Origin of the sequence: Streptococcus sp. CCH8-H5 (assembly GCF_001556505.1) — a bacterium.
GTDB lineage: Bacteria > Bacillota > Bacilli > Lactobacillales > Streptococcaceae > Streptococcus.
The window spans coordinates 21710-43978 of the sequence record NZ_LSIZ01000081.1; the positions used below are offsets into that span (position 1 = coordinate 21710).

The 22269-nt window shown below is 36.7% G+C and carries 19 protein-coding genes and 1 other annotated feature; of the genes, 5 read left to right on the forward strand and 14 right to left on the reverse strand.

What is annotated here, in order from left to right:
• Nucleotides 1-131 precede the first annotated feature (131 nt).
• The 12 genes from AX663_RS05380 to yfmF all read right to left on the reverse strand — a co-directional run bounded on the left by AX663_RS05380 (nucleotide 132) and on the right by yfmF (nucleotide 12063).
• Entirely contained in the window at nucleotides 132-746 is a 615-nt protein-coding gene (locus AX663_RS05380) for a MarC family protein (RefSeq protein ID WP_060972943.1), read from the reverse strand.
• A 19-nt stretch (nucleotides 747-765) separates the two neighbouring features.
• Nucleotides 766-1887 (reverse strand): tRNA 2-thiouridine(34) synthase MnmA, encoded by a 1122-nt coding sequence (mnmA, locus tag AX663_RS05385; RefSeq protein ID WP_060972944.1) that lies wholly within the window; start codon nucleotides 1885-1887, stop codon nucleotides 766-768.
• 144 nt (nucleotides 1888-2031) lie between these two features.
• Nucleotides 2032-3741: a hypothetical protein gene (locus AX663_RS05390; protein ID WP_060972953.1), complete on the reverse strand. Its 1710-nt coding sequence runs from the start codon at nucleotides 3739-3741 to the stop codon at nucleotides 2032-2034.
• Nucleotides 3742-3841: 100 nt separating this feature from the next.
• Nucleotides 3842-4540 carry a transglycosylase SLT domain-containing protein gene (locus tag AX663_RS05395; RefSeq protein WP_060972945.1) on the reverse strand — a complete coding sequence of 233 codons (699 nt, stop codon included), beginning with the start codon at nucleotides 4538-4540 and terminating at the stop codon, nucleotides 3842-3844.
• Between the two features lie 183 nt (nucleotides 4541-4723).
• Complete coding sequence (locus AX663_RS05400; RefSeq protein WP_002892168.1) at nucleotides 4724-5305, reverse strand: LysM peptidoglycan-binding domain-containing protein; 582 nt, start codon at nucleotides 5303-5305, stop codon at nucleotides 4724-4726.
• A 300-nt stretch (nucleotides 5306-5605) separates the two neighbouring features.
• Nucleotides 5606-6400: an energy-coupling factor transporter transmembrane component T family protein gene (locus tag AX663_RS05405; protein ID WP_002892171.1), complete on the reverse strand. Its 795-nt coding sequence runs from the start codon at nucleotides 6398-6400 to the stop codon at nucleotides 5606-5608.
• On the reverse strand, nucleotides 6393-7235 hold the full coding sequence (locus tag AX663_RS05410) for an energy-coupling factor transporter ATPase (RefSeq protein ID WP_037602396.1): 843 nt from the start codon (nucleotides 7233-7235) through the stop codon (nucleotides 6393-6395). The genes AX663_RS05405 and AX663_RS05410 overlap by 8 nt, the downstream gene beginning before the upstream one ends.
• The gene (locus AX663_RS05415; RefSeq protein ID WP_002892176.1) at nucleotides 7211-8041 is read right to left on the reverse strand and encodes an energy-coupling factor ABC transporter ATP-binding protein; all 831 of its coding nucleotides are present in this window, start codon (nucleotides 8039-8041) and stop codon (nucleotides 7211-7213) included. The genes AX663_RS05410 and AX663_RS05415 overlap by 25 nt, the downstream gene beginning before the upstream one ends.
• Nucleotides 8042-8053: 12 nt before the next feature.
• The gene (gene pgsA, locus AX663_RS05420) at nucleotides 8054-8596 is read right to left on the reverse strand and encodes a CDP-diacylglycerol--glycerol-3-phosphate 3-phosphatidyltransferase (RefSeq protein ID WP_049545986.1); all 543 of its coding nucleotides are present in this window, start codon (nucleotides 8594-8596) and stop codon (nucleotides 8054-8056) included.
• 12 nt (nucleotides 8597-8608) lie between these two features.
• A complete protein-coding gene (locus AX663_RS05425; protein WP_060972946.1) occupies nucleotides 8609-9475 on the reverse strand; it encodes a helix-turn-helix domain-containing protein in 867 nt (288 codons plus the stop codon).
• A gap of 58 nt (nucleotides 9476-9533) precedes the next feature.
• Nucleotides 9534-10811: an EF-P 5-aminopentanol modification-associated protein YfmH gene (yfmH, locus tag AX663_RS05430; protein WP_060972947.1), complete on the reverse strand. Its 1278-nt coding sequence runs from the start codon at nucleotides 10809-10811 to the stop codon at nucleotides 9534-9536.
• A 1-nt stretch (nucleotide 10812) separates the two neighbouring features.
• Nucleotides 10813-12063, reverse strand: a complete 1251-nt coding sequence (gene yfmF / locus AX663_RS05435) for an EF-P 5-aminopentanol modification-associated protein YfmF (RefSeq protein ID WP_060972948.1) — start codon at nucleotides 12061-12063, stop codon at nucleotides 10813-10815.
• Between the two features lie 77 nt (nucleotides 12064-12140).
• On the opposite strand from yfmF, the gene yaaA reads away from it, so the two are divergent.
• Together yaaA and recF are read left to right on the forward strand one after the other, a co-directional pair.
• Nucleotides 12141-12518 (forward strand): S4 domain-containing protein YaaA, encoded by a 378-nt coding sequence (gene yaaA / locus AX663_RS05440; RefSeq protein WP_002892188.1) that lies wholly within the window; start codon nucleotides 12141-12143, stop codon nucleotides 12516-12518.
• A 2-nt stretch (nucleotides 12519-12520) separates the two neighbouring features.
• On the forward strand, nucleotides 12521-13621 hold the full coding sequence (gene recF, locus AX663_RS05445) for a DNA replication/repair protein RecF (RefSeq protein WP_060972949.1): 1101 nt from the start codon (nucleotides 12521-12523) through the stop codon (nucleotides 13619-13621).
• A 181-nt stretch (nucleotides 13622-13802) separates the two neighbouring features.
• On the opposite strand, the gene guaB is transcribed toward recF, so the two are convergent.
• Together guaB and trpS are read right to left on the reverse strand one after the other, a co-directional pair.
• A complete protein-coding gene (gene guaB, locus AX663_RS05450) occupies nucleotides 13803-15284 on the reverse strand; it encodes an IMP dehydrogenase (protein WP_021144763.1) in 1482 nt (493 codons plus the stop codon).
• 178 nt (nucleotides 15285-15462) lie between these two features.
• Nucleotides 15463-16485 (reverse strand): tryptophan--tRNA ligase, encoded by a 1023-nt coding sequence (gene trpS / locus AX663_RS05455; protein ID WP_037599375.1) that lies wholly within the window; start codon nucleotides 16483-16485, stop codon nucleotides 15463-15465.
• A gap of 44 nt (nucleotides 16486-16529) precedes the next feature.
• Nucleotides 16530-16769 (reverse strand) — a binding site (T-box leader).
• A gap of 144 nt (nucleotides 16770-16913) precedes the next feature.
• On the opposite strand from trpS, the gene AX663_RS05460 reads away from it, so the two are divergent.
• The 3 genes from AX663_RS05460 (at nucleotide 16914) to AX663_RS05470 (ending at nucleotide 22119) form a co-directional block, all read left to right on the forward strand.
• Nucleotides 16914-17786 (forward strand): YitT family protein, encoded by an 873-nt coding sequence (locus AX663_RS05460; RefSeq protein ID WP_049545979.1) that lies wholly within the window; start codon nucleotides 16914-16916, stop codon nucleotides 17784-17786.
• 66 nt (nucleotides 17787-17852) lie between these two features.
• Nucleotides 17853-19475 (forward strand): ABC-F family ATP-binding cassette domain-containing protein, encoded by a 1623-nt coding sequence (locus AX663_RS05465; protein ID WP_060972950.1) that lies wholly within the window; start codon nucleotides 17853-17855, stop codon nucleotides 19473-19475.
• A gap of 49 nt (nucleotides 19476-19524) precedes the next feature.
• On the forward strand, nucleotides 19525-22119 hold the full coding sequence (locus AX663_RS05470; RefSeq protein WP_060972951.1) for a YfhO family protein: 2595 nt from the start codon (nucleotides 19525-19527) through the stop codon (nucleotides 22117-22119).
• The last annotated feature ends 150 nt before the right edge of the window (nucleotides 22120-22269 follow it).

Sequence of the window (22269 nt, forward strand, 5' to 3'; positions counted from 1 at the left end):
TATTTTTTTCCTACAAAAATAGCCAAAACTCCAGAAAACTGTACGCAAAAACGTACAATTCTCATGAGCTTTGACCATCATGACTATTGTTAAAGTTATTTTATCAAATCAAATCATTTTGTCAATGCAAATCACTGTTTGATCAAGGTCTGCACACTGACGATAATCATCTGTATTCCTATCGAGAATAGTAAAAGTCCCATCATTTTCGTTATAATTTTCATCAAATTTTTTCCCAAGAAGCCTGCAATTTGTTTTGCACTTCTTAGTAGGAGATAAGTGATTACACATAGTATAGCAAAAGCAACTACGGTTATTAGTTGATTCCGCAAACCTCCATTAGCCAAGCTTAAGGCAGTTGTAATTGTTCCTGGTCCTGCAAAAAGCGGCATTGCAAGAGGAGAAATAGCAATAGACATTGGATCTGAATTTACTGCTTGCTGCTCCATTCCTTTATAGCTAGGTGAATGATTACCATTAATCATATGATAACCGATAACGGCCACTAATATTCCACCAGCAATTCTGAAAGAAACAATTGTAATTCCAAATACTTTAAAAATGAAATCTCCTGAAAAGATAAAAACAGTTATAATAACAAAGGCAATCAAAAGACTCCTAAAAGCAATTTTTCGTGAAATTTTTTGACTATCATCTGCTACTAAAGCCATGTAAGCAGGAAGATTTGAAATTGGATTCATTATAGCGAAAAATGCCATAAATGCATAAAACAATTGGGAACTCATCGTTAATACTTACCTCCAGTTAGATATACTGACAAACTTTTCCGTCTTTATAAGCTTGGTCAATAATACCGCCGCCCAAACATTCCTGACCATCATAGAAAACAACGGCTTGACCAGGTGTAATAGCACGCTGAGGTTCAGCAAAAATAACCTCTGCTTTATCACCCTTAACCTTTACAGTAACTTTACTATCAGGTTGACGATAACGGAATTTTGCTGTGCATTCTATTTCAAATTCTTCTGGCATATCTCGAGTAAAGTGAATCATTGAAGCATCAAGTGAAGTTGACATCAACGACTCATGGTGGAAACCTTGACCCACGTAAAGAATATTTTTAGAAAGATCTTTCCCTACTACAAACCAAGGAGCATTATCTCCACCTTTTTGACCACCAATACCCATACCACCACGTTGACCAATGGTGTAATACATGAGTCCGTTATGTTCCCCCATATCACGACCATCGACAGTCATCATACGACCTTTTTGAGCTGGCAAGTACTGACTAAGAAACTCTTTAAAGTTCTTTTCACCAATAAAACAGATTCCTGTCGAATCTTTTTTCTTGGCTGTTGCAAGACCTGCACGTTCAGCAATCTCACGAACTTCTGGCTTTTGTAGATGTCCTAAGGGAAACATCGTTTTCTGCAACTGCTCTTGCGAAAGTTGACTAAGGAAGTAGGTTTGATCTTTATTATTATCTGCACCACGCAACATATGGACAATGCCGTCTTCATCGCGAACAACTTGAGCGTAATGTCCTGTAGCCACATAATCTGCTCCCAATGTCATCGCATAATCTAAGAATGCCTTAAACTTGATTTCCTTATTACACATAACGTCTGGATTAGGGGTACGGCCTGCACGGTACTCTGCTAAGAAATACTCAAATACACGATCCCAGTACTCTTTTTCAAAGTTGACAGAGTAATAGGGGATACCAATCTGATCAGCTACTGCTGCTACATCTTTATAATCTTCGGTTGCTGTACACACACCAAACTCATCTGTGTCATCCCAGTTTTTCATGAAAACACCGATTACATCATAACCTTGCTCTTTTAAAAGTAAGGCTGTCACTGATGAATCAACGCCACCACTCATACCGACAACAACACGTGTTTTTGAATTATCAGTCATAGATAACTCCTCCCATCAAATAAAAATTAACATAGACTTGAAGGGTCTAGTTATTCAAATATCGATTTGAAGGTCGATTTTGAAGCGTAAAAGCACGCAAGCTTAATTATATCATGATTAAAGAATAATGCAAAAAGGTTACCACTAAGCAACCTTTTTTATACTTATTTTTGTGTAAAGCCACTGTAAACCTATTACTCCCAGAACTATTATTGGAATCACTAACGCTACAAATAGCCATCCTGGCTCCTGATAACTTAACACAAGTTTATTCTGTCCTTTTTGTGATGAAACGGTCGGTGTACCAATCGTTGACAAACTATAGTCATCCTTGTCTAGTTCTTTACCATTTAGTGTCAAGATAGAATCTTTATAAACAACTATTGGTAGATTCAGTTCCTCCCCTTCAGCAGCTGGCCAAGTTAATACAAGATAACCATCTTCTACTAGCTTTTCTGCCTTCTGATTCGTAACGATATTTTTATAATAAAGATCGTAAGTATTCTGCTCACCTATTTTCCCATAAATTGGTACGTAATCTGGTGTGGGTTTGACAACTAAATTTAAAAACTGTGACAAGTCACTGTCATTCATGGTAAGACTTATCGTCTGGTAATCTCCTTCAACGTAAGTATGTTTAACAATGGAAATAAGTTCACCATCTTGTGCCGCAGTTTTTACACGATCGGTAGTATCCATCATATTCTGAATAAGACCAACGCCCGCAAAGGCAAAGAGTAAAACAGCAATACTTTTTCGCCAGTTTACAAATCGCGTGACCGTTAACCCTGTAATTGCTAAAAGTAAAATAGTCGCAGGAACAAAAAATCTAAATGGAAATTGAATCAATTCAGCAAATGTATTTCCATTTTCTACTAGATACTGCCATGGAAAAAGACCTGTCGATAAGAAGAAAAAGATAAAATAAATAAAATGCAGTATTTTTTTCCATTTAGCAAATTTCTTCCAATTCAAAACAGCGTAAATAAACTGTAAAATGAGTAACACCATTAAGGAAATTGGGGTATATAGCCAGTATCTTGCAGTTCCATCTATCCCATTCTTACCTATTTCTCTATTTATAAATGGATCTAAGAGATGATTAGTCCCTCTCAAATATAGGAGTACTAACCAGACATTAACAGTCAGTAAGAGGAACAGAATGACTGCTATAAGGACTTGCACGAAGGTTTCCTTTTTCTTAGCGATAGGAGCCTTTACAAAAGTGTAAAGATAAAAAGGAAGATACATCATCACTAGCATCAAAGCACTAAGTACGTGAATCTGAAAAATCAATGCCATTGATAAGGCCAGTCTAATTGGTTCTACTTTTTGATAAAAGACATAGTGAATCGCTGGAATAAAACAAAAAGGTAGTAAAGCTGCTCCCCAACTAGAGAACCCCTGACGCATCGTCCAGTATTGAATAGAGAATGTTGTCGCATAAAGTAAACCTAGTGACAAGGCAATTGTTGTCTTAACTTTACACTGCTTGAGCAAAGCATACATTGAAGACTCAGACAGTATATGTAGTAATACCCTTGACACAATCTGATAACGAAACCAAGTGCGACTTATTAAAACAAGCCCTCCTTGTAAATAGGCAAAAAAAGGACCGTAAAGAGCATTGACAATGCGGCCTGACTGTTGGAATCCATATAAAGATAAAAAGTAAGAAAGGTTACCATTTTTTAGTTGCATAGCAGCTTCATAGAATCTGTTATAGTGAAAGATGGAATCTGAACCTAAAATGACTTTTCTTGTAAATAGTTGTGGTGTAACCAATAACACAGCAAAAGCTATAATAATAAGAGAAACCCACAACTTTTCTCTTGATTTAAAAATTTGTTTCATTGCTATACCTTTCATTCCTATTATAACAAAAAGCTCTATAAAACATATTACCCACATCCAAATTAAAAAGCTGAGAGTATGCTCCCAACTTCTATTAATATTAGTAATTCCAAGCTGACAAACCTTGTGCGTTATAGGCATTCAAGGCTGATTGAATTTGATCCTCAACCGTTGCAGTAGAGCCCCATCCAGGCATTGTCTGAAAAAGACCTGATGCACCTGAACCATTTGCTGCAGTATGGTCACCATTTGACTCACGCGCAATAATTGACTCCCAAGTTGACTGAGGAACACCAGTAGCAGCTGCCATCTGTGCCGCTGCATAAGAACCAACTTCTCCTGCAGTGTTACCATTTGAGAGAGCAACTGACCCACTACCACTTGCAGCAACCGAAGGAGCTGTCCCAGTATTTTGAGTCGACGTAGTATCAGTACTCGTTGTAGCAGTGCTTGTAGTAGCAGTATCTGACTGAGACTTTTCAGCTGCTTCTACCGCTTCTCCTGTTGTTTCTGACTGAGGCTTACTTTCTTCAACCTTTTCTTTATTAGCCTTATTATCTTTACTTGAGCTAATTTCTGTTGATTTTACTAAATCTGCTGTCGATTCTGACGTTGTTGATGCTGTTGAAGGCGCTGGAGTAACAGAATCTGAAAATGCATTAACCAACCCTTTATTAATTAGTGTAGACAGTGATACTGCCAAAATAACAATAAAACTTGTTACAATTGCTACTGGTACCGCCAATGATTTCTTCGCTGCAAATTTAATACGGCGTCCCTTATAACTTTTTTTAAACATAAATCCCTCCTAGTTAATTCTAGTTACATTCATCATAACCTAGTAATATTACTGCCGATTATTTGTATTATGTCTAATGTTACAATTATTTATCAATTTAATAAAAAAATGCCAAAAATCTGGCATTTTTCCCTTATTTGTATGAGGTTTTACTAGTTTTCCTCATAAGTCAGTAATAATGATTTAGTACCAACCATTAGCATTCCAGAAAGCAAGAGCTGCAGTCCATGAACCATAACGGCTTGCTACATAATTATCTGCTACTTTCTCTTGATTTTCAGGAGACAAGTCTCCATTCAAATATGATGATGCTAATTGGTAACGTCCATAATATTGCCCATTTTGAGCTGTATAGCTACCGCTTGACTCACGTTGTGCAATTTCTTCTTTGGCAGCTGCCTCTGAAGAAGAAAGATTTGTATTGGTTGCTTGAGTATCTTCACTTTGTGTAGACTCTGTTGATTGTGTTGATTCAGCAGTTGCTTCTGTTGCTTCTGTTGTAACTGAAGGTTCTGAAGTTTCTTCAGTAGTTTCATTAATTGTTAAGTTTTGACCAATAGAAATCTTATTGGCATCTTGAATACCGTTTTTTGAAACGATTTCATCTACAGTCGTACCATTCTTCTTAGCAATAGCTGAAAGGGTATCGCCTTTTTGAACTGTGTAAGTTTCTGCATTAGCTAAGGCTGTTGCTCCAAGTGTTGCTACTGTAACAAGTCCAAAAAGACCCAATTTTTTAGTGTTAGATGTATTCTTTTTTTGCATGATGATGCTCCTTTATCTATTTATAGTCCAATCCATATTAGTCAAAGATATTAAGTTATTTTATTATTTATGACTAATAGGTAAATCAACGGGCTTATTCTATATAGGGATTTTTCAATCCAGATTAGGCTGAAGAACTATAACCATATATCTATGATACCTTGGAAATATAACATCCCCTTGTTAGGGATATTAAAAATATTACAAGTAGGTTGGGATTAGACGAAAAAAGAACGCCTACGTGGGCGTCCATCTAAAATTTCTAGGTCTTAAGACCTAGTTTTTATTTATCTCAACGAATTAACTCTTAAGATAAAAAAGCATTAATCCTAAAGCTAAAATAGCAATAATTGATAAGGTATCTCGACTATTCCATGAAAGTCGACGATATTTTGTTCGTCCTTCACCACCTTGATAGCCTCGTGCCTCCATAGCAATCGCCAGAGCATCTGCTCGTTTAAAGCTTGACGCAAACAAAGGAATTAAAATAGGTATTATTGAGCGTACCTTTTGAATAATATTTCCTTCACCAAAGTCAACACCACGCGCCTTTTGAGCATTCATAATACGAGTTGTATCATCCATCAAAGTTGGTACAAAACGTAGACTCAAAGATAGCATTAAACCAATTTCATGTGCTGGCACTTTGAAAACAGTAAGAGGTTTTAAAAGTGATTCAACTGCATCAGATAAACTTAAAGGTGTTGTCGTTAGAGTAAGTAGGGTGGAAAAACTAATAATGAGGATAAATCTAAGGAATATCATCCAACCTTGATTTAAACCAACTTCCGTAATCTTTAAAAAGCCGATAGACCAAAGCACACTCCCTTTTGTATTGAAGAAAACTTGAAATAGGGTAGAAAATAAAATAATCCAAATCATCGGTTTAATTCCACCTAAAAAGAAACCAAGTTTTATTTTAGACAAGAAAACCAAGAAAAGTGTAAATAAAGTTATTACAGCATAAGTTAAGGGATTATTAGCCCAAAAGATAATAACAATATAAATCAGCATGGCTAATAATTTACTTCTAGGGTCTAATCGGTGTATAAAAGAGTCCCCAACAATATAACGTCCAATAATTAACTTATCCATGCGACACCACCTCTACGAATTCCTCGATTGTAATAGGGAGAGTTTCAAATCGATAACCTTTTTCTTGTAGCTGTAGTGCAAACTCTGTAATTTTAGGAACACCTAATTGCTTTTCTTTAAGAAAAGTAACCTTTTGAAAAACATCTTTAGGAGCTCCCGAAAATACCAGTTGCCCTTTTTCCATAACATTCACAGCTGTTGCATAATCGGCAACATCATCCATCAAGTGAGTAACTAAAACAATCGTCATTCCAGAAAGATGTAACTCCTTAAAGAGAGACATCAATTCCTTCCGTCCCTGTGGGTCTAGACCGGCAGTCGGTTCATCCAGCACTAGAATATCTGGTTGCATAGCTAGAATCCCTGCAATGGCAACACGTCGCATTTGCCCTCCTGATAAATCAAAAGGATTCTGACCATGAAATTCTTCCGGGAGTCCAACTAATTTTAGACTTTCAATAGCACGTTGTTCTGCTTCTTCCTTAGAAACTCCGAAATTTTGAGGTCCAAAGGCAACATCCTCTAAAACAGTCTCTGCAAATAACTGACTTTCTGGAAATTGAAAAACTAAACCTACTTTCTTACGAATTGGTTTTATGTCCTTGTTCTTTGATTGACTGGTTATGATAGTATCATCAACTTGAACCTGACCACTAGTTGGTATATAGAGGCCATTCAAGAGCTGCATAATAGTAGATTTACCACTTCCTGTATGTCCAATAAAGGCTGTATATGAACCATCTTTTATCGTCGTTGTCAATTCAAAAAGGGCACGCCCCTCAAAAGGAGTACCCGCTTGATAGATATAACTTACATTTTCGAGAGAGATTCCCATAATTGTTCTACCAATTCCTTTTCTGTCAGATAGTCTTCACACTCTATCAGACCTTTATTTCTTAGCTTTTGAGTTAATAATGCACTAAAAGGGATATCCAAACCTAAGTCAACCAACTCTGTGCCTCTACTAAATAGTTCACGAGGACTTGAAACAGACTCCACTTTACCTTTTTTCAAAACCAAAACACGGTCGCTCAAAGCGACCTCATCGAGATCATGAGTAATTGATAAAACAGTCATTCCGTATTCTTTACGAATAGCTTTAATAGATTGAATCAATTCCTGGCGACCTTCTGGGTCCAGCATGCTAGTTGCCTCATCCAAAATCAAAATTGATGGTCTCATAGCTACAATACCTGCGATAGCCACACGTTGTTTTTGACCTCCAGATAATCTAGCTGGCTCTCTATCCTTAAATTCTGACATTCCTACAAATTCCAGAGCCTCTTGAACCCTTGAAGCCATTTCTTCATAGGGAACGCCTTTATTTTCAAGACCAAAAGCAACATCGTCTTCAACAGTTGCCCCAACAAATTGATTATCTGGATTTTGAAAGACCATGCCAATCTTATCACGAATATCCCAGACATTCTCTTCTGTTAATTCTTGACCATCAACGATAATCTGCCCAGACTCTGCCACTAATAGTCCATCAATAAGACGTGCTGTCGTGGATTTTCCAGAACCATTATGCCCTACAATGGATAGCCACTCCCCACGTTTCACGTGAAACGATACATCATCAAGAATATAGGATGGTTGATCTTGATGATATTTAAACTTTAAATTTTTTATTTCAATCATTTGTTTATCGTACTACTTGAAAGTATCCTTAAATAAGAAACCTGCACCTTTGAAATAATCATAGCCTGAGTAAATTGTAAAGAACAAAGCGATATAAAGCATAATTGTTCCAATAAAATGCAAATGACACAATAATAGAATGATAGATAACATCTGAGTCACTGTCTTAATCTTACCAGGCATAGCTGCAGCGAGAACTGTACCACCGTTTTCCACTAATAAAAGACGAAGACCTGTGACTGCAAGCTCACGACAGATAATAACTGAAACCACCCAGGCTGGCGCTTGATCAATACCGACTAACATAATAAATGCTGACATCACTAGCATCTTATCTGCCAATGGATCTGCAAATTTCCCGAAATTAGTAACAACATGCCATTTTCGTGCCAAATAGCCATCTAAATAATCTGTAATACTGGCAATAGCAAAGACAACCGCCGCAGCAATATGCATGATATTACTTGACGCAAGTGATGTCATCAATAAAAAGATAGGAATCAAAATAATTCTAGCAAGTGTCAATAAGTTAGGTAAATTTTCTTTTTTAAACATTTCTTCTCGATTCTATTGGATTCTTAATGTTAGGTAGCTAGGTGTATTTTTATCTAATTGCGATAAATCAAGTGACTCCCCATTTACCTTTAGAGTTACTTTTGAAGATTGAGCAATGATAATTTGAGTTGGTTTCGTTTTATCAGAAAAATCTAAAGAGTATTTTGAATTTTTCGTTTTTGAAAGGAGGTAACTCTCTGAACTCTCTGAAGTCTCTGAATTATCTACTGAAAACCAGGTGTCATCATTATTTTCTGATAACTCTACATCTAAAACTACTGAAGAATTTACATTGGAGAAATCAACCATTAGCTGATTTCCTTGAGTTGTCGTTGTTACATTTGCCCCCGAAACGGTAACCTCAGAAATGCTTCGTGACGATTTAGCCTTACTAGCCGTTGATAGATGATTAACTGTAGAGATAATATTCGGTTTTATCACCTGAGGTTGATTAGAAAGATGTCTAATAATAATATAACCTACTGAACAAATAATAAGTAACGAAACCGCACTAAGAATTAGTAAAGGTAGATAGTTAGACTTTCTTTTTTCTTCACGTTTATGCTTTAAAAAGCGTGACATAGGAGCTTTGGTAGCTAAGCTTTCTTCCTTACGTTCAACTGGTTTCTTTTCTTTTTTTAGTTTTTGCTCGTTCTGTCTCTGCTCCTCAAACAGACGCTTTCCATCTAAACCAACCGAAGTGGCATACTTTTCAAGCGCTTCTTGCTGAATGTCCTCTGGCAAAGCTTTAAGTTGATCCATTTCCATAGCCAGAAGAAACTGAGCTTCGACTCCAGAAATTTTTTCTACATCATATAAACTTAATTCTTTCTTTATACGTGCTGCACGTAATTGCTCACCTAGAGAGTGTAACTTCATTTTTCCCCTTTCTAATATTCTTCTTTGTTTTCGTGTCTCTATTATAGCAAATAATCACTTATTTAGGGAAGACAACAAAATCGGTAATCTCTATATTTGAGAGATAATGATTCAAAAAATCCTTCAAATCCTTGGAAGTAATGCTCATCAGTTCCTGACCAAAATCAAAGTATGTTTTATCATTCTCAAAATAAGCTAAATACTGACTTCCTAAATTCTGGATATTATCTAGACTACGTAAAAATTCACCATACAAAGCTTTCTTTTGCAAATCCAATGCCTCATCCGTCAACAGTCTTTTTTTATCTGCCGACGTCATCACTTGACGAATTAAACTTGACATACGGATAGGTTCTGCAGTGTCCATAGTCATAATGACAAATGAATATCGATTAGATACCTCGTATTCAATTGACACAGACTCATCTATTTTTCCTTCAGCATACCAATTTTGATAATAAGGAGACGTCCAGCCAAACAGTAAATTAAACAATAACTGTACCAGTATGTTTTCTCTCATACGATTATCAGTAAAAGGAACACTCTTAAAACCAATGGCTAGCTTTGAGATGAAAATCTCCATTTGAAGACTATCTAATTTTTGGATATCTGACTCAATCGGGTTCTTTTCTTTTTCAACTATACTCTCAGGTAGTGTAAACTCACTTTGTTTTTCATTGACAAAAGTGTAAATATCTTCAACATCAAAATCACCTACCAAAACGAGATGACAGTTTGCTGGTTTGTAAAAGCAATCAAAATTATCTTTCAAATCCTTTACAGTAATTTTTTCAATGCTATCAACACTTCCAGCAATGTCTTGCCCTAATATAGTATTGGGATACAAACTTTGTAAACAACCCAGATATACTCTATAATCAGGATCATCCTGATACATATTTATTTCTTGTTCAATAATTCTTTTTTCATGGTTGACAGCATCTTCGGAACTTGTAAACTTCGATGTAAACTTTAATAAAAGTTCTAAAGACTCCTCAAAGTGATCAAGGGTAGAGAAATAATATGTTGTCTTATCCAAGGTTGTAAAAGCATTGACATCAGCTCCAAGCTTGACAAAATCCAATGTCACATCCCTTCCCTGCTCATCCTCAAATAGCTTGTGTTCCAGAAAATGAGCAATACCTGCAGGATAAGATTGTAACTCACCATCAATATAAAAGTGATTATCTAGCGCCCCAAAATTCGTTGACAAAAAGGCGGCTTTTTCTAAAAATCCTTTTTTCTTAATAATTGATAAAGACATACCATTATCTAAAATTGCTGAATAAACTTCTTCATCAATTTTTTGATAATAACGTTTCTTCAAAGCAGCCATTCTAAGACACTCCTTCTAAAAAGAACAAACTCTGTAGCTTAACTTGACGCGCTACACGGCAAACATCTTTTTTAGTAACCTTCTCAATCTCATCTAACCAATTCTCTAATGAAAGACTTTTATCGCCAAAAATCACCTTATTAAAACGTTGTTCCACCAATGTTAAGGCATGATCTTCAGAGAGTAGGGCATTCATTCGTATGATTTTTTTGGTTTGATTCAGGAGAGAACTTGAAAAACGTCCTAATTTAATATAATTCAATTCTCTACTAATTCCTCGCATAGCCTGATTTCTATTAGATTTTTCAATTCCAGCGTAAACTTCTAGTAAACCTGTAAAGACATCAAATTGACTACTAATTGAATAAGCCAATCCTTCCTTTTCTCGAAGCGTTGTAAATAAAGCAGAGTGGGCAAATTCACCAAACATGGCATTGAATACAATTAAAGCAAAGTAATCTTTATCTCCATATTGACATGAAAATTGGTACCCTAATTGTAAAATAGATTGACTACTCTGTCTAGGTTCTATCTTTTCTTTCACCACATTGACATAAGGTTGACTATAGCTAAACTGTAAATCAACTTGACGTCCCTCCAAAGGAAAACGATGTAAACCTTGGAGTACTTGATAATCATCAAATTCTCCAACCATAAAGATATCAATACGATCTCTTGTCAACATACTTTGAAATTCTTGATAAGCTGTAAACGAAGTCTCGGCTTCAACAAGTTCTGCTTGACCATATTTGGGAACTTTCAAGCCTTCATTTACAAAATAAAGCTCTCTTCCCTTAACTTCACTGTAATAGTAATTATTCTCTGTGTCAACATCAAGGTAGGTCTTTAAATTTTGTTTCTCTATATCAAATACTCTATTTTGGTATTGAGCTACTCTTGACAGTGGCTTGTAAAGACACTCTTTCAAAAATCCTAGAACTTCCCAAAATAATCCATTATTCGTAGGGATAAAGGCATCCTTCAGGTATGTCAACTCTATGTCAACACTATGTGTCAACCCTTTAGTTAACACTCTAGTTGACAACTGTGTTCCATAAAGAGAAGCTAATCTCTCTTTAAAAGACTGTACTGTTGGATACGTCTGATTGGCTGTAGCCAACATTTGTGAAACCAGAGCTCGTTTAGCAATTGTTTGTTTATTCAAAGAACCTGTCATTCGAAAAACAATACGATTAGTTTTATATTTTTGTGTTGGAATGAAGTGTACATAGACACCATCAGCAATTTTCATTGATAACCTCTAAAAAGTTTATGCTTCCAATTATACCATTTTTATGCTATCTTATCTCAAGAGAAAGTTGAGGTACTATGGAATATAAATTATTTGATGAATACATCACACTGCAGGCACTTTTAAAAGAATTAAGTATCATTCATAGTGGCGGAGCTATTAAAGGTTTTTTAGCTAACAATACCGTTTTATTCAATGGTGAGGATGAAAAACGTCGTGGAAAAAAACTTCGTTATGGGGATGTTATTACTATTCCGTCTGAGGAACTTGAAATAACGATTATAGCTCCTACAACAAATGAAATTGAAGAGCATCAAAAAGAAGTCGCTGAAAAAGCACGTGTTGCTGCCATTGTAAAAAAAATGAATCAGGATAATAAAAAGAAACAAAAGGCACATCCGTCAAAAGAAGGCAATAAAACTAAACGAAAACCCGTTCGTTTCCCAGGAACCTAACTATGTGGCTCGAAAATATTGATATTCAACACTTTAGAAATTATACTGAAGCCTCTGTGAGCTTCTCACCTCATCTCAATATTTTTCTTGGTCGCAATGCTCAAGGAAAAACAAATATTCTTGAGGCCATCTATTTTCTAGCATTGACACGTAGTCATCGGACTCGTTCAGATAAGGAACTGATTCAATTTCAGCAAAATACTCTCAAACTGAACGGCATCGTGCATCGTCAGAGTGGAAAACTACCTCTGGAAATCAGTTTATCTAATAAAGGCCGCATAACAAAGGTCAACCACCTCAAACAAGCTAAATTATCCGATTATATCGGTCACATGACAGTGGTACTCTTTGCTCCTGAGGATTTACAACTTGTAAAGGGATCTCCAAGCCTAAGACGTAAATTTATAGATATTGATTTAGGACAGATTAAGCCTGTTTACCTTTCAGACCTATCAAGTTATAATCATGTACTCAAGCAACGTAATGCCTATCTCAAATCTACTGACAATGTAGACATTAATTTTCTCTTAGTGTTAGATGAACAGCTTTCCGATTTTGGAGCACGCGTTATCAAACATAGACTAGAATTTATCAAGCAATTAGAGGAAGAGGCAGATAGACATCATAGTAATCTCTCAAATCAGATAGAGCGCCTTAAAATCTCCTACGAATCTAATATCCCATTCGGGAATAACAAAGTTATTCGTGAATCATTTTTAACCACGTTAAAGCAAAATCACAAAAGGGATATCTTCAAAAAGAACACTGGTGTTGGTCCACATAGGGATGATTTGACATTTTACATTAATGACATGAACGCATCTTTCGGCAGTCAGGGGCAACAACGTAGTCTCATTCTTTCTTTAAAAATGGCTGAGATTGCTCTGATAAAAAAAGTAACAGGTGAATTTCCAATTCTTCTCCTCGATGATGTCATGAGTGAGCTTGACAATCACCGTCAACTCAAACTGTTAGAAAGTATTGACGAAGAGGTTCAAACCTTCATGACGACAACTTCACTTGATCATCTGAGTAACCTACCACCCGATTTAAAGACCTTCTTAGTCAAGAATGGTATTATTTGTGAAAAACAAGTCGATTAAGCGACTTGTTTTTCTGTTTTCTGTGCTTTACATATATGACAGGTGATGTAAAAAAGAGTGTAAACAAAAACCCACCCAAACCCTTTGTTAACAATTTTGTTTGTGTAAATATATTGTAAACCTCTGTAAAAACCAATGTAAAGAAAAAGTACTTGCCTGAAGTAAGTACTTTTATGTTTTTTTAATGAGCTGAGTAGTTAGGCGCCTCGTTTGTAATTTGAACATCGTGAGGGTGACTTTCAATAAGTCCTGCACCTGACATTTCAACAAACTGAGCTTTGTCATGTAAAGCCTGGATATCTTCTGCACCTGTATAACCCATACCTGCACGAATACCGCCAATCAATTGGAATACGATATCAGCAGCAGAACCTTTATAAGCTACACGGCCTTCAATTCCTTCTGGAACAAGTTTATTCGCTTCATTAACTGCACCTTGGAAGTAACGATCGCTTGATCCCTTCTTCATCGCTGCAATTGATCCCATACCACGGTAAGATTTGTATTTACGACCTTGGAAAATCTCAGTTTCACCTGGTGCTTCATCAGTACCAGCAAACATAGAACCAAGCATTACAGCATTACCACCTGCTGCAAGAGCTTTTACAATATCACCTGAGTATTTGATACCGCCATCAGCAATGATTGTTTTTCCGTATTCACGCGCAACACTAGCTGCATCGTAAATAGCAGTGACTTGAGGAACACCTACACCCGCAACCACACGTGTTGTACAAATAGAACCTGGTCCGATACCTACTTTAACAACATCGACACCTGCTTCATAAAGTGCACGCGCACCTTCAGCTGTTGCGATATTTCCTGCAATCAAAGTACGGTCTGGGAAGTGGGCACGAATTTCAGCAATTTTACGAAGAACACCTGCTGAATGACCATGTGCAGTATCAATGACAATAGCATCTGCGCCTGCTTCAAAAAGAGCTTCTGCACGTTCAAAGGTATCAGAAGTAACACCTACAGCACCTGCTACCAAAAGACGACCGAACTCATCCTTAGCTGCATTAGGAAACTCAATAACTTTTTCGATATCCTTAATAGTAATAAGTCCTGATAAACGACCTTCTTCATCAACTAGAGGTAGCTTTTCAATACGATGCTCATGAAGAATACTTTCAGCTGTTTCAAGATCTGTTTCAACTGGAGCAGTGACCAATTTCTCAGAAGTCATGTGTTCTGAAATTGGAGTATCGTAATTAGAGATAAAACGCATATCACGGTTTGTGATAATACCAACCAATTTACGATTTTCAAGTGTCTCAACAATTGGAACCCCTGAGATACGGTAACGCTGCATCAACTCTTCAGCTTCAGCAACTTTATTTTCAGGCGTTAGGAAGAATGGATCAATGATGACACCATTTTCAGAGCGCTTTACTTTTCGAACTTCTTCAGCTTGTTCCGCAATAGACATGTTTTTGTGAATGACACCCAAACCACCTGCACGAGCAATTGAGATAGCCATCTTACTATCTGTGACCGTATCCATGGCTGCAGTGATAATTGGGATATTTAATGTCAAATTTTTAGCCAATTTCGTCTTCAAGTTGACGTTGTTTGGTAGAACATGACTTTCCGCAGGAATAAGCAATACGTCATCAAAAGTGTAACCTTTTTTCAAGAATTTAGTGTCCCAATTTGACATTATAATCGTCCTCTTTTCTCAAAGTTTTGAGGTACAAAAACCCCAGCCTATTTTTTAATTGTTAATATCATATCATGCTAAAATGATTTGTCAACAGATTTCGCATAAGATTCTAAGAAAACCTTTTTCCAAATAAAAATAGAGCTCCAGATTATCTTGAGTCCCTACTTTTTATTTCTTAGAAATACTTAATTCCCATCGCTTCTTTTACTTCCGCCAATGTTTGTCCAGCAACTTCACGCGCTGCTTGACTACCTTTTTCAAGCATACGGAAAACTTCTCCCATATCCTTGGCATATTCTAAACGACGTTCACGAATTGGAGCTAACTCACGTTCTAAGATTTCTAGAAGATAACGTTTTGTCTTCACATCTCCTAAACCACCTCGTTGATAATGTTCTTTCATTTCAGCAATTGTAGTAGCATCCTCTTCGCGACCAAAGATATCAAGATAATGGAAAACCATATTACCTTCAATTTGGCCTGGATCTTCCACACGAATATGATTTGGATCCGTATACATGCTCATGACTTTTTTACGAACAGTGTCCTCATCATCTGAAAGGAAGATACCATTACCTAAGGATTTTGACATCTTAGCATTTCCGTCTAGACCTGGAAGGCGTCCTGCAGCTTCATTTTTAGGGTAGATTCCCTCTGGCTCAACCAAAATATCACAATGATAAGTATGATTGAAGCTACGTGCAATTTCACGTGTCTGCTCAATCATTGGCTTTTGGTCATTACCTACAGGAACATAATTTGCTTTAAAGGCCGTGATATCAGCTGCCTGAGAAATTGGATAAACTAAAAAGCCTGTTGGAATAGATTCTCCGAAGCCTTTTTGAGCAATTTCCGTCTTAACCGTTGGGTTACGCTCTAAACGTGCCAATGAAACTAGGTTCATGTAATACATAGTCAACTCAGCCAACTCAGGAATCTGACTTTGAATGAAAATAGTCGACTTCGTTGGATCCAAACCTACAGAGAGATAATCTAAAGCAACATTCCCAATTGATTCTTTGATAATCTCTGACTCTTTGGCGTGATCCGTAAGGGCTTGCTGATCAGCCAAAAAGACAAACATGTTATATTTATCTTCGTTTTGTAAAAGGACACGATTTTTTAAACTACCAACATAGTGTCCTAGATGAAGTTTCCCTGTTGGACGGTCTCCCGTCAAAATAATAGGTTTCGTCATATAATTACCTCTCTAATACAAAAAAATCCCCACGCAAAAACATGCGTGAGGGCGTTAATCACTTTTGATACGCGGTACCACCTCAGTTGATAACTCTTTCTGAAGCTATCATCTCAAACCTTCTCAACAAAGAAGTTGCACGATAAGGGGTGCCAAACCTAACGTTTATGTGTTCACGTTAACCGTCAATTCTCTTCAGCCCATTCATTCCACCTTCATACTGGTTTTCAGCAACCACCAGCTCTCTATAAAAAAGGAAAGAATTACTCTTCTGATGACTATTATTCTACATTGTTTTATCTATTCTTGTCAAGATTATGTTTCTAGTTTCACGTGAAACACAACCTTAGATACAACCAAAATAGTCAATACTTGACGGAAACTAAAAAAGACTTGATAATAAGAATATCATTTCTAGGAGATAATATATGAAACGTCGAATAATAGATATACTTTTAGTTACAATCGGTTCTTTTATAGCTTCGGTTGGCTATAATTCACTTTTAGTTAAGAATAATATTGCCTCGGGTGGTGTCGGGGGACTAGCCATTAGTTTAAACGCCCTTTTTGGTTGGAACAATGCTAACTTCGTCTTAGCAACCACCATCCCTTTGTTAATTTTATGTTGGTGCTTTCTTGGTCGCGAAGTTCTCCTAAAAACCTTCTATGGGTCTCTTATCTTCCCAACTTTTATTAAATTAACCGAGGGCTTACCTACACTCACCAAACAACCTTTGTTGGCTGCTATTTTTGGTGGGATTGTATTAGGGTTAGGACTAGGAATAGTCTTTTATGGAAATTCCTCAACTGGGGGAACTGGAATTATCACACAAATTCTCCACAAGTATACGCCACTCCCACTAGGAATGGTACTACTTATTGTTGATGGAATCATTGTCGCAATCAGTGCTATTGCCTTTCCACCTGATACTGTTATGTACTCCATTCTCTCACTTGGAGTTGTTTCTCTTACAATTGATAAAATGATGGTCGGACTCAATTCATCACGAAATCTTCTAATCATTTCGCAAAATAGTGAACAAATCCTAAAATACATCACTAGAGTGGCTGATAGAGGTGCAACAAAAATTCCAGTTCTTGGTGGACATACTGGACATGCACAAAATATGATTATGACTACCTTGTCAACTCATGAGGTTCCAAAAGTTCAAGAAGAAATCCAAAAAATAGATGAAACTGCCTTTATCGTCATTGTTCCTGCTTCTACAGTTATGGGACGTGGATTTAGCCTCCAAAAAGATTACCAAAGAGTTCCAAATGACTTTATTAATCCCTTATAAAATCGATTGAAATAAAGTCTAATTTCTCGTAAAATAGTAGTTAAGAATAAAAATAAAGGATATTATATGCTTACTGTATCGGATGTATCGCTTCGTTTTAGCGATCGTAAACTTTTTGATGATGTTAATATTGCCTTCACGCCAGGTAATACTTACGGTCTTATCGGTGCCAATGGTGCTGGTAAATCTACTTTTTTGAAAATTTTAGCTGGTGATATCGAACCAACAACAGGACATATCTCTCTTGGTCCTGATGAGCGTCTTTCTGTTCTTCGTCAGAACCACTTTGACTATGAAGATGAACGCGTCATTGATGTTGTTATCATGGGGAATGAACGCCTCTACGATATTATGAAAGAAAAAGATGCCATCTACATGAAGGAAGATTTTTCAGATGAAGATGGTGTCCGTGCTGCTGAATTAGAAGGACTCTTTGCTGAATTGGGTGGTTGGGAAGCTGAAAGCGAAGCCTCACAATTGCTTCAGAACCTAAATATCTCAGAAGACCTTCACTATCAAAACATGAGTGAATTGGCTAATGGTGACAAGGTGAAGGTGCTCCTTGCAAAAGCACTCTTTGGTAAACCTGATGTACTACTTCTTGACGAACCTACCAACGGTCTTGATATCCAGTCAATCTCATGGCTTGAAGATTTCTTGATTGATTTTGAAAATACGGTCATTGTCGTATCCCATGACCGTCACTTCTTGAATAAGGTGTGTACGCATATGGCCGACCTTGACTTTGGTAAAATCAAACTCTATGTCGGTAACTATGACTTCTGGAAACAATCTTCAGAATTGGCTGCACGCTTGCAGGCTGACCGTAATGCAAAAGCAGAAGAAAAAATCAAAGAACTTCAAGAATTCGTTGCACGTTTCTCTGCCAACGCTTCAAAATCTAAACAAGCGACTTCTCGTAAGAAAATGCTTGATAAAATTGAACTAGAAGAAATCGTCCCATCAAGTCGTAAATATCCATTCATCAATTTTAAAGCAGAGCGTGAAATCGGCAATGACCTTCTAACAGTTGAAAATCTCACTGTTAAGATGGATGGTGAGACTATTCTTGATAACATTAGTTTCATCTTGCGACCAGGAGATAAGACTGCCATCATCGGTCAAAACGATATTCAAACAACTGCATTAATTCGTGCTCTTGCTGATGATATTGACTACGAAGGTACAATCAAATGGGGTGTTACTACTAGCCACTCTTACCTTCCAAAAGATAATTCTAAAGACTTTGCATCCGGTGAATCAATTCTCGAATGGCTCCGTCAATTTGCCGAAAAAGGGGAAGATGATGATACCTTCTTGCGTGGATTCCTTGGACGTATGCTCTTCTCAGGAGATGAGGTTAATAAATCTGTTAGTGTTCTCTCAGGGGGAGAAAAGGTACGTGTCATGCTTTCTAAGCTCATGCTTTTGAAATCTAACGTCCTTCTTCTAGATGATCCTACTAATCACTTGGATTTGGAATCAATCTCAAGTCTGAATGATGGCGTCCGTGACTTCAAAGAGTCTGTTATCTTTGCCAGTCATGACCATGAATTTATCCAAACAATAGCGAACCACATCGTAGTCGTTTCTAAAAATGGGGTTATTGACCGTATTGATGAAACTTATGATGAATTCCTTGAAAATGAAGAAGTGCAAGCTAAAGTCAAAGCACTATGGGCTGATTAAACTATAAAAAGATGCAGGTTGGGATATCCCAACCTGTCTTAGTATCATTATGACAAATAAAAAATACCATACGACTTTATTATTTTATCTGGCTGCCTTTTTCTTGCCAGTACTAATCATGATAGGTGTTCTGTATAGCCAAAAAATCTATCCTGGTAGTGAGCGGACTATTTTAACAAGTGATGGTTTTCATCAGTATGTGATTTTTGCAACTGGACTTAGGAATATACTTCATGGAGATGGAAGCCTCTTTTACACCTTTACAAGTGGGCTAGGTCTTAATTTCTATGCTCTAACAAGCTATTACTTAGGTTCCTTCTTGTCTCCACTTTACTATTTCTTTACTGTCAACCAAATGGCCGATGCTTTTTATTATATAACACTGCTTAAGTTTGGTCTTATTGGGCTCTCAGGAGCTTTTAGCTTTAAGCGTCTCTTTACAAAAGTGTCAAGAAGTTTCATCCTATGTCTTTCTACAGGATTTGCTTTGATGAGCTTTGCTACCAGTCAGTTAGAAATTAACACCTGGCTAGATGCCTTTATTCTAGCACCTCTAATCATATTAGGTTTACACCTCTTACTAAGATTCAATAGACGGGGCTTATACTTTTTTAGTCTAACCTGCCTTTTTATCCAAAACTACTATTTTGGATATATGATGGCTATTTTCCTAACCCTTTACACCATAGTACAATTGATAACTATCAAGGGGTGGAAGAGTAAGATTCTTCATTTCATAGACTTTGGAATTGTCTCTATACTAGCTGGTTTAAGTAGTGCTGTCATGCTGCTGCCAACGCTACTTGACTTGACAACACATGGTGAAAAATTTACAGGTGCGTCAAGTTTGTTGACAGAGTCTACCTATTATTTTGACTTCTTTGCGAAAAATCTCGTTGGAGTTTATGATACTACTAAATTCGGATCAATCCCTATGATTTATGTGGGAATCTTACCTTTGATTCTTTTTCTACTTTTCTTTATTAGTAGGGAAATCAAGCTATCATTACGTCTAGGTTACCTCTTATTAGTAGCTTTCTTTATCGCTAGTTTCTACTTACAACCTCTTGATTTGTTTTGGCAAGGTATGCACACGCCTAACATGTTTCTCCATCGCTATTCTTGGCTCCTATCTCTCCTAACTGTTCTTTTAGCAGGAGAAACACTCAACCGAATTAGAAAGTTTTCTTTTAAAAGGCTCCTCCTATCTTTCTTAGGATTGAGTACCGCTTACTTACTAACTTGGATCTTTCAATCTCACTATAGCTTCATTGAACCAGTCTCCTGGCTATTAAGTCTAGCATTTCTCCTAGCCTATGCCATTCTATTTACTAGCTATTTTAGCCAGCAGGTTCCTGGGAGTGTTTTTCGCTGTTTCACCTTCTTATTCTGCATTTTTGAGCTTACATTAAGTACTTACTATGTTGTTGGAGCTCTTGGAAATGAGTGGGTATTCCCAACTCGTGAAGGCTATCTACAAAATATGTCTGCCATTACAAAACTAGTTTCAAAAACTAAGCAAGCGAATAAGACTTTTTACCGTACTGAAAGGTTAGAGGCTCAAACTGGTAACGACAGTATGAAATTCAATTATAATGGTATTTCTCAGTTTTCATCCATTCGAAATACCGCTTCAAGCTCAACACTCGATAGGTTAGGCTTCAAATCTGAAGGGACTAATTTAAACCTACGTTACCAAAATAACACCATTATCGCTGATAGTCTCTTCGGAATAAAATATAATTTATCGAACTTTGACCTTAATAAGTATGGTTTTAATCACATAACTTCTGAGAAAACAATGGGACTTTATCAAAATAATAATGCAAGCCAGCTTGCTATCTTAACTGATGGCATTTACAATAATATTGACTTCACTGTCAATACGCTTGACAATCAAACTAGCTTGCTGAATACTCTCTCTGGACTTAACTTAACCTATTTTAAACGAGCTCCATCTCAACTGTTTGATAAGGATGCTAGATCTTTGAATCAGCGCGTGGCTAAAAACGTTAGCAACTCGAATAAAGATTTTGTAACAATCACCTATCAAGTTATTGCTCCACCACATAGTCAACTCTATGTTAGTATTCCTAATATTTCTTGGTCTGATGACAATAACCACTCTCTGTCAATTACTGTAAACGGTGTGGCAAAGAATCAAGTTACTGACAATACCTTTGATTTTTTTGACCTTGGCTACTTTGAAACAGAGTCAATGGTTACCATCAAACTTAGTTTCTCTGGCAATAAAGCAATATCCTTTGATAATCCTAGTTTTTATGCCCTTGATACTCAAAACTATCAGATAGCTATGGATACTATTAATGAACGTGATAGCAAGGTTACTACGTCAAAAAATAAAGTGTTCGTTGATTATAGCAGTAAAACGAATGCGTCACTATTCTTTACCATTCCATATGATAAGGGATGGACAGCGACCATAAATCATAAAAAAGTTAAGATTCAACGAGCTCAAAAGGGGTTCATGAAAGTCGATGTCCCTAGTGGAAGAGGAAAAGTTGTTCTAACCTTTATTCCCTATGGACTTAAGACAGGTTCATTGATTAGTCTATTGGCAAGTATCATATTTTGTTGCTACGCTTACTTCATCAGAAAAACAACTATTATTCAAAAAAGCTGATTATCTTAAATTAAATAGGTCTGGAACAAGTGTTCCAGACCTATTTAACTTTGGGTACAAAAAAACTCAAGCTATACAACTTGAGGTGTCTTATCACTCCGCCAGTAGGACTCGAACCTACGACATCATGATTAACAGTCATGCGCTACT